Origin of the sequence: Pseudonocardia sp. N23 (genome assembly GCF_002583555.1) — a bacterium.
Lineage (GTDB): Bacteria > Actinomycetota > Actinomycetes > Mycobacteriales > Pseudonocardiaceae > Pseudonocardia.
Genome location: NZ_BEGX01000114.1, coordinates 79,347 through 93,689, shown reverse-complemented (window position 1 = coordinate 93,689; position 14,343 = coordinate 79,347). Strand labels below are relative to the sequence as shown.

General features: G+C 72.9%; 15 protein-coding genes and 1 pseudogene. 4 read left to right on the top strand and 12 right to left on the bottom strand.

All coding sequences use genetic code 11. The features are described from left to right. Window position 1: 1 nt before the first annotated feature. From TOK_RS24700 to TOK_RS24690, 3 genes are all read right to left on the bottom strand, one after another. Window positions 2–1,390, bottom strand: a complete 1,389-nt coding sequence (locus TOK_RS24700; protein WP_098960372.1) for an aldehyde dehydrogenase family protein — start codon at window positions 1,388–1,390, stop codon at window positions 2–4. Between the two features lie 83 nt (window positions 1,391–1,473). Beyond that, window positions 1,474–1,788, bottom strand: coding sequence for a BMC domain-containing protein (locus TOK_RS24695; RefSeq protein WP_098960820.1), 315 nt, complete (start codon window positions 1,786–1,788; stop codon window positions 1,474–1,476). 63 nt (window positions 1,789–1,851) lie between these two features. After that, window positions 1,852–2,145, bottom strand: coding sequence for a EutN/CcmL family microcompartment protein (locus tag TOK_RS24690; protein WP_098960371.1), 294 nt, complete (start codon window positions 2,143–2,145; stop codon window positions 1,852–1,854). Window positions 2,146–2,340: 195 nt separating this feature from the next. Between TOK_RS24690 and TOK_RS24685 the strand changes: the two genes are divergently transcribed. From TOK_RS24685 to TOK_RS24675, 3 genes are read left to right on the top strand one after another with little or no spacing between them, the layout of a single operon-like run. Further along, complete coding sequence (locus TOK_RS24685; protein WP_098960370.1) at window positions 2,341–3,348, top strand: hypothetical protein; 1,008 nt, start codon at window positions 2,341–2,343, stop codon at window positions 3,346–3,348. A 7-nt stretch (window positions 3,349–3,355) separates the two neighbouring features. Continuing rightward, entirely contained in the window at window positions 3,356–4,396 is a 1,041-nt protein-coding gene (locus TOK_RS24680) for an HAD family hydrolase (protein WP_098960369.1), read from the top strand. After that, window positions 4,393–5,145, top strand: coding sequence for a tyrosine-protein phosphatase (locus TOK_RS24675; RefSeq protein WP_098960368.1), 753 nt, complete (start codon window positions 4,393–4,395; stop codon window positions 5,143–5,145). Before TOK_RS24680 ends, TOK_RS24675 begins: the two co-directional genes overlap by 4 nt. A 114-nt stretch (window positions 5,146–5,259) precedes the next feature. Here TOK_RS24675 and TOK_RS24670 read toward each other — a convergent pair whose 3' ends face one another. From TOK_RS24670 to TOK_RS24650, 5 genes and pseudogenes are all read right to left on the bottom strand, one after another. After that, window positions 5,260–7,719 (bottom strand): pyruvate, phosphate dikinase, encoded by a 2,460-nt coding sequence (locus tag TOK_RS24670; protein ID WP_098960367.1) that lies wholly within the window; start codon window positions 7,717–7,719, stop codon window positions 5,260–5,262. Further along, on the bottom strand, window positions 7,716–8,336 hold the full coding sequence (locus tag TOK_RS24665) for a hypothetical protein (RefSeq protein ID WP_098960366.1): 621 nt from the start codon (window positions 8,334–8,336) through the stop codon (window positions 7,716–7,718). The genes TOK_RS24670 and TOK_RS24665 overlap by 4 nt, the downstream gene beginning before the upstream one ends. Window positions 8,337–8,413: 77 nt before the next feature. After that, window positions 8,414–9,844: a hypothetical protein gene (locus TOK_RS24660; protein WP_098960365.1), complete on the bottom strand. Its 1,431-nt coding sequence runs from the start codon at window positions 9,842–9,844 to the stop codon at window positions 8,414–8,416. Window positions 9,845–9,861: 17 nt separating this feature from the next. Beyond that, a complete protein-coding gene (locus tag TOK_RS24655; RefSeq protein WP_098960364.1) occupies window positions 9,862–10,281 on the bottom strand; it encodes a PEP-utilizing enzyme in 420 nt (139 codons plus the stop codon). Window positions 10,282–10,675: 394 nt separating this feature from the next. Further along, a pseudogene (locus tag TOK_RS24650) lies at window positions 10,676–10,792 on the bottom strand (bifunctional 5,10-methylene-tetrahydrofolate dehydrogenase/5,10-methylene-tetrahydrofolate cyclohydrolase); the annotation flags it as partial. Between the two features lie 61 nt (window positions 10,793–10,853). Between TOK_RS24650 and TOK_RS24645 the strand changes: the two are divergent. Beyond that, a complete protein-coding gene (locus TOK_RS24645) occupies window positions 10,854–11,147 on the top strand; it encodes a BMC domain-containing protein (RefSeq protein WP_098960362.1) in 294 nt (97 codons plus the stop codon). Window positions 11,148–11,262: 115 nt separating this feature from the next. On the opposite strand, the gene folD is transcribed toward TOK_RS24645, so the two are convergent. The 4 genes from folD to TOK_RS34445 form a co-directional block, all read right to left on the bottom strand. After that, complete coding sequence (gene folD / locus TOK_RS24640) at window positions 11,263–12,096, bottom strand: bifunctional methylenetetrahydrofolate dehydrogenase/methenyltetrahydrofolate cyclohydrolase FolD (RefSeq protein ID WP_098960361.1); 834 nt, start codon at window positions 12,094–12,096, stop codon at window positions 11,263–11,265. Then, a complete protein-coding gene (locus tag TOK_RS24635) occupies window positions 12,093–13,091 on the bottom strand; it encodes a carbohydrate kinase family protein (protein WP_098960360.1) in 999 nt (332 codons plus the stop codon). Before TOK_RS24635 ends, folD begins: the two co-directional genes overlap by 4 nt. Window positions 13,092–13,104: 13 nt before the next feature. Further along, window positions 13,105–14,010: a formyltetrahydrofolate deformylase gene (purU, locus tag TOK_RS24630; RefSeq protein ID WP_098960359.1), complete on the bottom strand. Its 906-nt coding sequence runs from the start codon at window positions 14,008–14,010 to the stop codon at window positions 13,105–13,107. After that, window positions 14,007–14,343, bottom strand: a 337-nt coding sequence (locus TOK_RS34445; protein WP_253258618.1) for a methionine adenosyltransferase domain-containing protein, incomplete at its 5' end; no start/stop codon positions are given. The genes purU and TOK_RS34445, both read right to left, overlap by 4 nt.

Below are 14,343 nucleotides of genomic sequence, written 5' to 3'. Positions count from 1 at the left end.
ACTAGAGCTCCACCGGGTCGTAGACCGTGCGCCACGGCCGGACCTCGTGGGCGATCCGCTTGATGTTGATCAGGTGCAACGGCGTCACGTTGTCCGAGCAGATCGACCCGCTCCACGTGCCGGTGCCCAGCTGGAAGGAGGGGTCGACCTCCGTCGAGAAACCCATGCCGCCGAAGAGCGCCGGGGTGTTGACGACGATCCGTCCCGCCGGCAGCGTCCCGAACGGCGCGATCTCCTCCGGGTCCGCGGCGTGCACCGCGGTGGTGTGGCCCTCGCCGTCGAGCGCGAGGATCTCGCGGCACCGGCGCAGCCCGGCCCCGGCGTCGGGCACCCGGTAGACCGACAGCACCGGCCCGAGGATCTCCCGCGACAGCGGGGTCTCGGCGCCGACGCGGTCGAGCTCGCAGGCCAGTACCCGCGTCGTCGACGGGACGCCGAACCCGGCCAGCTCGGCGAGCCTGATCGCGGTCTGCCCGACCGCGTCCGGGCGCAGCGCACCGCGTTCGTCGAACAGCACCCGCACCAGCGCGGCCTGCTGCGGGGCGTTCATCCAGTAGGCGCCGCGGGCCTCGAACGCGGCCAGGAACGCCGGCGCGACGGCGTCGACGACGACGACGGACTGCTCGGCGACGCAGGCGGTCCCGTTGTCGAACGACTTCGAGGTGATGATCATCTCGGCGGCCTCGGCCGCGTCGGGGACCGTGGCACCGACGTAGGCGGGCACGTTCCCGGCGCCGACCGCGATGGTCGGCTTCCCGCTGGAGTAGGCGGCGCGGACCATGCCGGGCCCGCCCGTCGCCAGGACGAGGGCGATCTCCTTGCGGCTCATCAGCTCGGCCGTCGCGGGCAGGGTCGGGTTCTCCAGGCAGGAGATCAGCCCCTCGGGGGCGCCGGCTCTCGTCGCGGCCTCGGCCATGACCTCCGCGGCGCGCAGCGTGCACCGGGCCGCTCGCGGGTGCGGCGCGAGGACGACGGCGTTGCCCGACTTCACCGCGGCCAGGCACTTGAACAGCGCCGTCGACGTCGGGTTGGTGACGGGGATGATCCCCGCGATGACGCCCATCGGGCAGCCGACCGCGGTGACCCTGGCCTCGTCGTCGACCCACAGGACCCCGACCGCCCGGCGCTCCAGCATCCAGCGCGCGACGAAGCCGGTGTTGTAGCGGTTCTTGTGGATCTTGTGCTCGTAGACGCCGTAGCCGGTCTCGTCGACGGCGAGCCGGGCCAGCTCCTCGGCGGCGGCGGTCCCGGCGCGGGCCATCGCCCGCACCCATCCGTCGAGCGTGTCCTGGTCGGTGCCCTCGGCCTGCTCGAACGCGCGCCTCGCGGCCCGGGCCTTCACGCGGACGTCCGCGAGGCCGGCCAGGTCGGCGTCCAGTGCTGCGGTCATCTCCCACCTCGGGGGTCGGACGGACGTGCGGGCACGGCGGGGCGGCGGGCCGCGTCACGCGTGGCCCGCACCCGTGCGCCGGGTCAGCTCTTCGGGCGGGTGAGGACGGCGAGGATGCCCTCGGTCTCCTCATGGGGGCGCGGAATGACGTGGACGGACACGACCTCGCCCGCCTTGCCCGCGGCGACCGCGCCGGCGTCGGTGGCGGCCTTCACCGCGCCGACATCACCACGCACCATCACCGTCACCAGGCCGCCGCCGATCTCGCGGTGCCCGACGACCTGCACGTTCGCGGCCTTGACCATCGCGTCGGCGGCCTCGATGGCACCGACGAGGCCCCTGGTCTCGATCAGGCCCAGGGCGCCCTGCGGCGTCGAGCCTGCGGCGGTGGTCGCCATGTCGTCCTCCATGTCGTGGTGGTGCAGGTCGTGGTGTTGCGCGGAGCGGGCTGTCCGCCGGCGTCAGGTCTTGCGGTAGGTGACCGTCCCCGACCGGATCACGGTGTCCGCGATCGCGACGACCGCACGGTCGGTCGGGGCGTCGGCGCCGGCAGCGACCCGTGCGGCGCCGCCGGCGGCGACCAGGACGACCTCGCCCACCCCGGCGCCGACGACGTCGACGGCCACGTAGGCCGTCCCGCTCGTCTGCTCGGGGTCGACGTCGGCGGCGTCCTGCACGAGCAGCAGGGTGAACCGCTCGAGCCCGGGGTCCTTGACCGTCGAGACGACCTGGCCCAGCACCGTGGCCAGCTGCATGCCGGGTCACCTCCGTCGGTCGGCGGGCCGCACCGGGCGGTTCCGCTGGCCGGACAGTAGGGCGGCCGATCACGCGGCGGCGCTATCCCGCCGGGACAACGTCGCCGGGTGCCGTTGTCCGTCGACGTACTGGCCGCGGGTGCGGGACGGACCAGACTGGTCGGACACGACGCACCCGCGCGAGGAGGCTCATCGGTGATCCGTCCGGAGGACGCGCAGTTCCACGCCCCGACCAGCGACGACCCACTGTGGGCCGAGACGAACTACTTCGGCCTCTACGCGGGTCAGGACACCGGCCGACCGCTCAACATCGGTGTCTACGGCCTGTTCCGCGAGCCGCTCGGCGTCGTCGGGTCGACGGTGTCGGTCAACAGCCGCCGGGTCACGATGCCGTGGGCGGCCGACTACTGGGACGCGTGGGAGCACCTCGTCGTCCCGCAGCCGTCGAACCTGTGCGACTACTCGCTGGCCAACGGGCTGCGCGTCGTCTGCTCGGAGCCCAACAAGGTCTGGGACGTCGACTACTCCGACGCCGCGGCCGACCTCGAGCTGCACTTCCGCTACACCGCGCTGATGGAGCCCTACGACATCAACGACCCCGACCAGGACCCTCGGGCCGCGGGCCGCGACATGGACCTGACCTGGGGACATGCATACGCCGGGCACTTCGACCAGACGGGCCGCTTCGAAGGTGAGATCCGGCTGCGCGGGACGACCACCCCGATCGACTGCGTGTCCACGATGGACCACAGCTGGGGAGTGCGCGCCGAGCGGCAGACGTCGCGGCTGAGCTGGATGCACGCCCACGTCGGCCCCGAGCTGGCCGTGCACGCGCTGTTCGACTTCACCACCGACAACGGCCCCGACGGCCCCTCCCCGCTGACCATGACCCACGGCTACGTGCTCGACAACGGTGTCGTCCGCGGGCTGGCGTCCGGCTCGGGGGAGACGACCCGGTCGGGGCTGTACCCCGAGCACGTCGAGTTCACCGTGACCGACGCCGAGGGCCGCAGCTGGGACGCCGTCGGGGACGCGCTCACGACGTTCCCGTGGCAGTCGCAGCCCGGCGTCGTCGGGCACAACAGCCTGCTGCGCTGGACGTTCGACGGCCGGACCGCGTACGGCGAGTGCATGGACTTCGTCGGCATGGGGGAGCTGGGCCGTGTCTACGACCGCGTGCACGCCGCCGCAGCCCGCACGTGAGCCGACAATGAGTGCCCCGCCGGTCCAGGCGGTGATCTTCGACCTGGACGGCACGCTCGTCCAGACGCGGATCGCGTCCTGGGAGGTCTTCGAGAAGATCAACCGGCGCTTCGCGCTGGGCGTCGACGAGCCCGAACGCTATTTCGACCTGTTCCGCGGCAACATCTACGACTCGATCGCGAAGCTGTGCCGCGACGACGTGCACGCCGCGCAGGTGCGCGAGGAGTTCCTGCGCCTGCTGCGCCGCGAGTACACCCCGCCGCTCGTCCCCGGCGTCGCCGACGTCGTGCGCCGGCTCGCGAGCACCTCCACGCTGGCGGTCATGTCGTCGAACGCGATGGAGGTGCTGCGCCGCGTGCTGACCACCAACGACCTCGCGTTCTGCTTCGCGCACGTGTTCGGTGGCGACGTCACCCCCGACAAGCGCACCGCGATCCGGACGTTCCTCGCCGACCCCGGCAGCGGCTTCGGCCGCCGCTGCGCCGCCGACTACGACGAGGCGGGCCTGCGCCCGCTGCCCGACCCGGCCGCGACCGTGCTGGTCACCGACACCGCGGGCGACGTCCGCGACGGGCTGGAGGTCGGCATCCGGGTGGTGGGGGTGGCGTGGGGGATGCACAGCGTCGAGGAGCTGACCGAGGCCGGCGCGGAGTTCGTCGCGCTCTGGCCGCAGGAGATCACCGCCCACCTGCTGGGCGGCGCCGCCGCCGACCCCGCAACGGGCGCCTGCGCGGTGACCCCTGTGAGTGGCGATGGTCGCCATGGCGACCATCGCCACTCGCGAGGGGACGAGGACGACGGCGGGCGCGCCCGGGCCGCCGAGGTACGCCGCGGGCGCCGCCGGTCCGCGGCCGCCCGGCCCGCCCCCGCCCAGGAGCCCGCGCCGGCGCGGCACGGGGACCCTGCGACGGCGCCGCCCGGGCTCGACCCTGTGCGTGCGCCCACCCCTGGTCCGGTGGCTCACCGGCCCGACGGAAGGGCGGCGCGTGCGGCCGGCGTGGCCGATGCCGAACTGCTCGATGCCGTCCGCCGGGTGGCGCGCCGATGACCGACACCTCGTCCCCGGTGACCGACGGGCCCGGCGGCCTCGACGGCGCGTTCAACTTCCGCGATCTCGGCGGCCTGCGCGCGGGTGCGGACCTGCGCGTCCGGTCGGGTGTGCTGTTCCGCAGCGACACCCTGCAGGCTCTCACCCCGGCCGACGTCGTCCACCTCACCGAACGGCTGCGACTGGAGCTCATCGTGGACCTGCGGATCGGGTCCGAGGCAGTCTCCGAGGGCCGGGGCCCGATGGCCGAGGTGCCGGTGAGCTACCTCAACGCCCCGCTGCGCGACCTGCCCGTCTCGGACCTCCCCGCCCACGAGCAGAGCCTGCGGTTCTACGTCGAGCACCTCGAGTCGCCCACCTCCGTGCTCTCGACGGTCGTGCGCATCGTCGCGGCCATGGCCGGGCGGCCGGTGCTGCTGCACTGCGCGGCGGGCAAGGACCGGACCGGGCTCGTCGTCGCGCTGCTGCTGCGGCTGCTCGGCGTCGACGACGAGGACGTCGTCGCCGACTACCTGCGGTCGGGGTCGAACATGCCACGGATCAAGGAGCGGTTCCTGGGCTGGCCGCGCTACCGAGACCACATGGCGACGGTCCCCGGCGAGGTCTACGACGCACTGGAGTACACGATCCGCGGCTTCCTCGCCGAGCTCGACGCCCGCTTCGGCGGTGCCCGGGACTGGGCCCACGAGCGCGGCATCGGTGACGAGGACCTGGCCCGGCTGCGCGGCGGCCTGCTCACCGGTGTCTGACTCGTCCGGCAGACCGGGCAGGAACGACCCGCGCGCAACCTCACGGTCGTCCGGAGGGTCCGGAACGACCGTCAGGGTGCGCGCGGGGTTCGCAGGTCCCCGTGCGCGCATCGGTTACTGCAGCGCGGCCTTGCCCAGCGCGAGCAACAGCGGGCGGACCTCGCCGACGTCGACGGCGAACCGGCGGAAGCCGAGGCCGTGCAGCTGCGCGGCCATCTGCTCCGAGACCCGGCCCGACAGCCGCATCCCGATCCGGCAGCCCCCACCCTGCGCGGCGGCGACCCGCACGAGCAGGTCCTCGACGGCCGGGTCGAGGGCGACGCGCGGGTCGCAGGACAGCAGGCCGCGGCGCACGTAGTCGTCGAGCGGCTCCGCCGTGAGCAGGTGCCGCGCGGGGATGCCGAACACGGCGGCCTGCAGCGTCCGCACCTCGACCCACAGCACGTCGCCGGCCGTTGCGATCTCCTTGGCGGCGAACGCGGCTCGCGGCCCGGTCAGGTAGGCGCCGACCCCGACCCCGGTGTCGCGGCCCAGCTCGCGCAGGGCGGCGGCCTCGGCGGGATCGGACACGTGCCGCACGGCCAGGTGGACCCGAGACCCGCCACCGGCGTTCACGGTGGCGCGGGCCAGCCCGCGCAGCTGCGCCTCCAGCAGCGCGGGCCGCCCGAGCGGCACGGTCAGCTCCGGGTGCCGGGTGGTGACGGCGGTCTGCTGCAGCAGCTCACGGGCCTCGTCGGCGACGAGGTCGATCGCGCGGACCCCGATCTCGACGTCGCCCGCCGCGGCCAGGATCGGCGCGAACTCGCGCTCGACGAGGTCGGCGACCCCGTCGAGGGCGGCCGGCCTGCCGCCGTCGGCGAGCAGGTGCGCCACGAGGCCGTCGAGGTGCCCGGTCGCGACGAGCACGTCGTCGACCGCGGTGACCAGGCCGGTCGCGCCGGCCTCACGGGCGACCGCGACGTCCGAGGGAAGCGTGACCCGGGCGAGGACCTCCGCACCGGCGGCGTCGGCCGCGACACCCAGCAGCGCGCCCAGCGCGCCGGTGGCGGCCGCGGGCGTCGACACGGCGAACCGGCCGGCGAACAGCTCGCCGGTGGACCCGTCGAGCGAGACCTCGTCGCCCTCGCGCAGCGTCCGGCCGTCCACCGAGAGGGTCCGGGCGGCCTCGTCGACGTGCAACGCCCCGGCGCCGACGACGCAGGTGGTACCGAGCGCGCGGGCGACGACGGCGGCGTGGCTGGTCGAGCCGCCCGTCGCGGTGACGATGCCCTGCGCGGCGATCATCCCGTGCAGGTCGGCCGGGCTGGTCACGGTGCGGGCGAGCACGACGTCGGCGCCCTCGGCAGCCCGTTCGCCCGCCCGGTCGGGGTCGAGCACCAGGATCCCGCTGACCTGGCCGGGACATGCCCCGATGCCGCTCGTCAGCAGCCGTCCGGCGGATCTGGCGGCCTCGACGTCGGCGTCGTCGAAGCCCGGTCGCTGCACCTGCCGGACCTGTTCGGCGGAGACGCCGCGCAGCGCGGCGGCGGACGTCGTCAGACCCTCGGTGATCATGTCGGCGGCGATCCGGACGGCGGCCTCGGGCGTGCGCTTGGCACTGCGCACCTGCAGGAGGTAGAGCGTCGACCGTTCGACGGTGAACTCGATGTCGAGCACGTCGCCCTGGGCGCGCTCCAGGTCGGCGGCCGTCCCCCGCAGCTCGGCGAGCAGCCCGGGGGCCAGCGCGTCGGCGACCGCGTCGGGGGTGCGGGTGCCGGCAACGACGTCCTCGCCCTGGCTGTGGGCCAGGTACTCGCCGAACAGGCCGGGTTCACCCGTCACCGGGTCGCGGGTGAACACCACGCCGGAGCCGGAGTCGTCGGACAGGTTGCCGAACACCATCGACTGGACGACGACCGCGGTGCCGAGGTCGTGCGGGATCCCGTGGAACTCGCGGTAGGTGCGGGCGCGGCGGGTGTTCCAGGAACGGAACACGGCCTCGATCGCGCCGGCCAGCTGCTCACGGGGGTCGGCGGGAACCGTCTCGTCGAGCAGTGTCTCCTCGCACGCCGCCCAGACGCGGTCGTACACCGCGCCCGGATCCTCGCCGGGGTCGACGGCCGCGACCAGCGCGTCGACGCCTGCGCCGGGGTCGAGGGCGTCGAGCACGGTCTCGGCGTACATGGTGTGGAACCGTGCGACGACGTCGGCGACGAACCGGCTGTCCCCGGTGGCCTCGGCGAGCGCGACCGCGGCGCCCCGGTCGAGCCCGAGGTTGAGGATCGTGTCCATCATCCCGGGCATCGAGATCGGCGCCCCGGACCGCACCGACAGCAGCAGCGGGAGCGGACCGCCGCCGAAGGTCTTGCCCGCCTGCGCCTCCAGGGCGGCGAGGCGGGTGTGCACCTCGTCGAGCAGGCCGTCGGGAAGCGTCCCCGATGTCAGGTAGGCGCGGCAGGCCCCGGTGCCGACCACGTAGCCGGGCGGCACCCGCAGGCCCTGGCGGGTCATCCGCACGAGCCCGCTTCCCTTGCCGCCCAGCCAGTCGACGTCGTCGGGGTCGGCGTCGGCGAAGGCGCGCGTGAAGCCGCTCATTCCGTCCGGGCCCGGCCCAGCGTGCGCAGCAGGTCCTCGTGGAACTCGAACCAGATGTTGTGCACGGAGTCGAGGGTGGGGGAGGAGACGAACTCGTGGCGGCCCTGGTCGACGGCGGTCGCGGCGGCGGTGAAGCGGGCGGGGTAGGTGCCGAACCGGGCGTCGTGGCCGGCGAGCGCGTCGAGCAGCGGGCCGAGCCGCGCGACCAGCTTGTCCAGCCGGCCGATGATCTTGTCGTCGTACTCGGAGTCGGAGTGGTCGTTGGCGACCTTGCGGCCGCCGACGTCGATCTGCTGCCACGCCGACATCGTCGTCAGGAACTGGGAGTTGACGAGCTCGAACCGCCCGACGAGCTCGCCGATGCCGGGGTCGGCGCGCACCGCGACATAGAGACGGGCGGCGGCGTCGGCGAGCGCGGGTTCGGCGGAGTCGGTCGGGAACGCGGAGCCTGCGGCCATGACGACCAGCCCCTGCTCGGCGAGGCGGGCGAGGACCGGCCCGACGTCGGCCTCGCCGACCCCGGAGGCCGCGGCCACCACCTGCTGGGTGGCCATCTTCTTGAGCGCGACGACGTTGAGCACGTCGTAGTCGGTCTTGTCGGTCACGAGCGCGGACATGGATGCCCCTTCACGGCAGGACCGGGCGGCGTGGCGGGGTCCGCCACGCCGCCCGGAGATGGGAACGGACGGCCGACCTACAACCAGCGGCCCTTGGAGCTGCGCAGGTTCGCCTTGTCGGAGAAGGGCAGGTAACCGGCACCCGAGAAGATCTTGCTGGGCACCGTCTCCTGCGCGAAGCCGCGCTTGGTGATGTCGTAGTAGTAGTTGGAGACCCGCTGGTCGATCTCCCACAGGTCGTAGTCGCGGCAGGCCTTCTCGTACGTGCCGGCCTTGCGCAGGTGCGGAAGGATCATGTCGACGTAGTAGACGTACTGGCCGTTCCAGATCAGGTCGCGGCGGCACATCTTCGACGTCTTCGTGTAGAGCTTCAGCGTGGCCTGCTGCACGCGGGGCAGGTGGTCACCGAGGTCGTCGATCGCGATCGGGTACACCTCGCCCATGGGCGTGTCCCACTTCTGGCGGGCGAACACCGCCCCGCCGATGATCGCCTCGATGTAGTTCTTGGGCCTGGTGAAGGTGGTGGAGATGTCGTTGACGCGGATCTCCTCCAGCGACATCTTCTCCGGGTCGATGATCATCGCGAGGGTGTAGGAGTAGGGCAGGCCGGCGTCCTCGGACACGTCGGACCAGTGGTAGATCTCCTCGTTGACGAACAGGTCGCGCAGGATGAGCAGGTTGCCGTCGGGCAGCTCGTAGGGACCGGTGTCGCCCAGGCCGAGCCGGTTGTCGTAGTGGTGCAGGAACGCCAGGAGCTCGGTCGCTGCGTTGAACTGCGTGAACGACCCGTGCTTGGGGCTGCCCGGCTCCAGCGTCTCGATCTGGCCCACGAGCTGGTCGAGGAAGTCCTGCTCGTGGATCTGGCAGCGGTAGCGGTCCTGGGAGTTGAGGATGTAGCCGTCCTGGCGCTTGCCCCACAGCACGCGCTGCATGAACTTGAGGATCTCGTTCGACTCGGCGACGTAGTCGTCGGGACCGATGGCCTCCAGGGCCAGCAGCCCGCAGCGGCCCATGCCGAACCCGACGGCGCCGATGCACCAGTCGTGCACGGAGTTGACCTTGGTGCCGATCTCCCGGCGGGCGGAGGCGCCGATGTCCAGGATGCCCTGGGCCCCGACCTCGTCGGTGGTCATGCGCAGGATCTCCGGCCACCGGTAGAACTCGTGCATGAAGGCCAGGATCTCGTACTCCTGGCGCGGGATCATGCCGCTGACGCCCTCGGTGGCGCGCATGACGAGCACGTCCCAGATGTTCCAGGCCAGGTAGTTGTTCAGGTCGTTGAGCTCGTCGATGCTGAACTGCGGGTTCAGCACGTCGTCCTTGGAGACCTTCTCCAGCACCTTGCTCCTGGCCCGCTCCTTGAGCATCTTGTCGCCCTTGATGCCGTCGGTGACGGGCTCGAGGCCGACGAAGTTGCCGGTGTAGGTGAGGCTCTGGAAGCGGAGGCCGTCGTCGTCGGTCTCGTAGCGCTGCTTGTAGGTGGCGCGCTTGCCCTCGGTCGTGGTCATCGTGTGCTCCCCGGTCCTCAGTCGTCCGCCACGATGCGGCCGACCTCGTTGTCGGTGCAGTCGAGCCGTACCTTTCGTCCGTCCAGGACCTTGGCGATCTCCTCGAAGTGCGACGGGTCGGTGCTGCCCACGACGTAGCGGGAGTCGCTCGTGGTCAGGTACGCGGTCATGACGCACGGGGTCTGGAACTCGCGGGACAGGATCCCGAGGTGCGACTCGGGTGCGCCCGACATCGTGATGACGCCGATGGCGCCCATGCTCAGCGCCGGGGCGAGGAACGTCGTCGTGCCGCCCTGCACCAGCAGGATGTGCTCGCCGAGCTTGCCCGACTGGATCAGACCGATCACGTCGGCCGGGGACTCCAGGTACTTCACCGTTCCGCTGGGGGATTTACCGGTGTCGAAGACGTTGTAGCCCTCGGCCAGCACGTCGGCCATGGATGTTCCTCCTTGAACTGGTGGGTCGCCCGGCCGTGCCGCCCGCAGGTGACCGTGCGGGGCCGCGCGGCGTGGCCACACGGGAGTTGCGTCCGTCACAGTGCCGTGGATCACCAGCGTCGCCGATGGACCGCGCGGATAGAACTGTCCATCGGCGTTGTCCGGGCCAGATAGGCCGATGGCGCGGCCCTCGCGCAGGTGGGCGGGGGGCGGCGGCGCGGAGCGGCCGGGTCGGGACGACCCGGACGGACGCGCACCCGAGGCACAGGTCGGCTCCCGAGAGGCGGACGGACGACCCGGGCCACGACCTGTGCGCCTGGGTCGACGACAGACCGGACAGACCAGGGTCGGACCGGTCCCGGGTCGAGCTCGGCGGCGGTCCCGGCGCCGGAGGTCACTCACCGGCGCTCACCGTGTTGCGCAGGAGCATCGCGATCGTCACGGGGCCGGCGCCGGCGGGGACCGGGGTGATCGACCCCGCGACGTCGGCGACCTCGGCCGTGCGCACGTCGCCGACGAGTTGCGCTCGTCACCGGCGGGTATCGTCGGGCGCAGCGGCGAAGGGAGCCACGATGGCCGGCAGCGGTGCGCTCGGGATGATCGAGACGCGGGGTCTGGTGGGCGCGATCGAGGCCGCCGACGCGATGGTGAAGGCCGGGAACGTCGAGGTCGAGGACTACCGGATGGTGGGCGACGGCATGGTGTCGGTGCTCGTGCGCGGCGAGGTCGGCGCGGTGAGGGCCGCCGTCGACGCGGGCGCCGCGGCCGCGGCCCGGGTCGGCGAGCTGTGCACCTCGCACGTCATCGCGCGCCCGTACAGCGAGACCGAGGGCGTCATCTCCGGGACGGTCGTCCCGGTCGACTGAGCCGGGTGCTCAGGGCGGGCCCGGATGCTCGTTGTCGTCGGTCGCGGTCTGGTCGACCTGCAGCCCGTGGGCGGGTGGGTCCGCTCCGGCCGGTACCGCAGGTCGTGTGGTGCACTCACAGGCCTTTGGCGGCCGTCACGGTGTTGCGCAGGAGCATCGCGATCGTCATGGGGCCGACGCCGCCGGGGACCGGGGTGATCGCGCCCGCGACCTCGGCGACCTCGGCGGTGCGGACATCGCCGACCAGGCCGTGCTCGCCGCGGTGGATGCCGACGTCGATCACCGTCGCGCCCGCCTTCACCGCGTCGGCGCCGATCAGGCCCGGCTTCCCCGCGGCGACGACGAGGACGTCGGCGCGGCGGCACACCTCGGCGAGGTCGCGGGTGCGGGAGTGGCAGATCGTGACGGTGGCGTTGCGGGCCAGCAGGAGTGCGGCCTGCGGCTTGCCGACGAGGTCGGAGCGCCCGACGACGACGGCCTCGGCGCCGGAGAGCTCCACCCCGGCCTCGTCGAGCAGCACCATGACACCGCTCGGGGTGCAGGGCCGCAGCCCGGGACGGCCCAGCGCGAGCCGGCCGGCGCTGACCTCGGTGAGCCCGTCGACGTCCTTGTCGGCGGGGATGCGCGCGATGAGGGCGGCGGCGTCGAGGTGCGGCGGGAGCGGGAGCTGCAGCAGGATGCCGGTGACCTCGGGGTCGGCGGCCAGCTCGTCGATGACCGCGGCGAGCTCGGCCTGGGAGACGTCGGCGGGCAGGTGCCGGTGCAGGTCGGCCATCCCGGCCTCGACGCAGAGCCGGCGCTTGTTGCGCACGTAGATCGCCGACGCGGGGTCGTCGCCGACGAGCAGCGTCGCGAGGCCGGGCGTGTGGTCGAGCGCGGCGACGTCGTGGGCGACCGATGCGCGGACGCGGGCGGCGACGGCCTTCCCGTCGATCAGCCGGGCGCTCACACGGCACCCAGCGCGGAGCGCAGGACCGGCTCGATCTCCTCGGCCGCGGCGGCGCCGTGGGCGTCGCGCAGGCGGGCCAGGTCCGAGTCCAGGGAGATCGTCCACTCCTGGGCGCCGTCGGTCTCCAGGACCAGCGTCGCGACGAGGGTGCCGAGCTGCGCGGCGCGTTCGACGGGCAGCCCGCCGTCGATCCCGGCGAGGAACCCGGCGCGGAAGCCGTCTCCGACGCCCGTCGGGTCCTTGATCGTCCGGGCCGGGACGACGCCGAGCGAGAGATCGGTCCCGTCGCTGCCGACGATGCGCACACCCTTGTCCGAGAGCGTCGTGATCCGCAGGCCCACCCGGCCGGTGATCTCGTCGGCGTCCCATCCGGTCCTGCGGGTGAGCAGCTCCCACTCGTACTCGTTGCTGAACAGGTAGCGGGCGCCCGCGACGAGGGTGCGGCACTGGTCGCCGTCCAGGCGCGGCAGCTGCTGCGAGGGGTCGGCGGCGAACGCCAGCCCCAGCGCGCGGGCCTCCTCGGTCTGGGCGACCATCGCCTCGGGGTCGCTGGCCCCGACCAGCAGCAGGTCGGTGCCGTAGCGCTCGACGACCGGGGCCAGCGCGATGTTCTTCGACTCGGTCATCGCGCCGGGATAGAACGACGCGAGCTGGCACTGGTCGTCGTCGGTGGTGCAGGTGAAGCGCGGGGTGTTCGAGGAGTCGACGACGAGCACCGCGCCGCACTCGACGCCGTGGCGCTCCAGCCAGGACCGGTAGTCGTCGAAGTCGGAGCCGACCGCGCCGACGAGCACCGGGCGCTGCCCGAGCACACCCATGCCGAACGCGATGTTGGCGCCGACGCCGCCGCGGTGCACGACGAGGTCGTCGACGAGGAAGCTCAGCGAGATCCGGTCGAGGCGTTCGGCGACGAGCTGGTCGGCGAACCGGCCGGGGAAGTGCATGAGGTGGTCGGTCGCGATCGAGCCCGCGACGGCGGTGGTTCCGACAGGCATCAGCGAATCTCCATCAGAAGACGATCGTCGTGCGGTCGTTGACGAGCACCCGGTCCTCGCAGTGCCAGGCCACGGCGCGGGCCAGCACGGTGCGTTCGATGTCGGCGCCGCGGCGGGTCAGCTCCGCGACGGTCGCGCGGTGGGTCACCCGCACGACGTCCTGCTCGATGATCGGGCCCTCGTCGAGGTCCTCGGTGGCGTAGTGCGCGGTCGCCCCGATGATCTTGACGCCGCGTTCGCGGGCCCGCTCGTAGGGTCCGGCACCGGCGAACGCGGGCAGGAACGAGTGGTGGATGTTGATCACCGGGACGCCGACGCGGTCGAGGAAGTCGCCGGAGAGGATCTGCATGTAGCGGGCGAGGACGACGAGATCGACGTTGCCGCGCAACAGGTCCAGCTGACGCTGCTCGGCGTCGGCCTTGGTTGCCCTGGTCACCGGGACATGCACGAAGGGCACCCCGAACGACGCGACGTCGCCGGCCAGGTCGGGATGGTTGGACACGACGGTGACGACGTCGATCGGCAGCTCGCCGCGCCGCGCCCGCCACAGCAGGTCGAGCAGGCAGTGGTCGTAGCGCGAGACGAACAGCGCCACCCGCGTCGGGGCGGCCACCGACCGGAACCGGTACGTCGCGCCCAGCGGCCCGGCGACCTCGGACTCGAACGCCTCGTCCAGCGCCGGCAGGCCGGTGTCCAGGCCGGGCAGGTGGAACACGATGCGCAGGAAGAACCGGCCGCCGGTCGCGCCGGTGGAGTCCTGGTCGGACTGCACGATGTTCGCGCCCGACCGGTGCAGGAACGACGAGATGCGCGCGACGATCCCGGGCCCGTCCACGCACGAGACGACGAGCCGCCCGAGATCGTGGATCCCGTCGGCCGGGCCCGCGGTGGCGCGGCGCCCGTCGACGAGGACCGTCACAGGCCGGCGGCCTGGCGCAGCGCGTCGGCCCGGTCGGTCCGCTCCCAGGGCAGGTCGACGTCGGTACGCCCGAAGTGCCCGTACGCGGAGGTGGCGGAGTAGATCGGGGCGTGCAGGCCCAGGTAGGAGCGGAACGCGGCGGGCCGCAGGTCGAAGTGCTCGGCGACCAGCTTCTCGATCATCGAGCGGCTCACGCGCTCCGTGCCGAAGGTGTCGACGAGCAGCGACACCGGCCGGGCGACGCCGATCGCGTAGGCGACCTGCACCTCGGCGCGCTGCGCGAGCCCCGCGGCCACCACGTTCTTGGCGACGTAGCGCGCGGCGTAGGCCGCG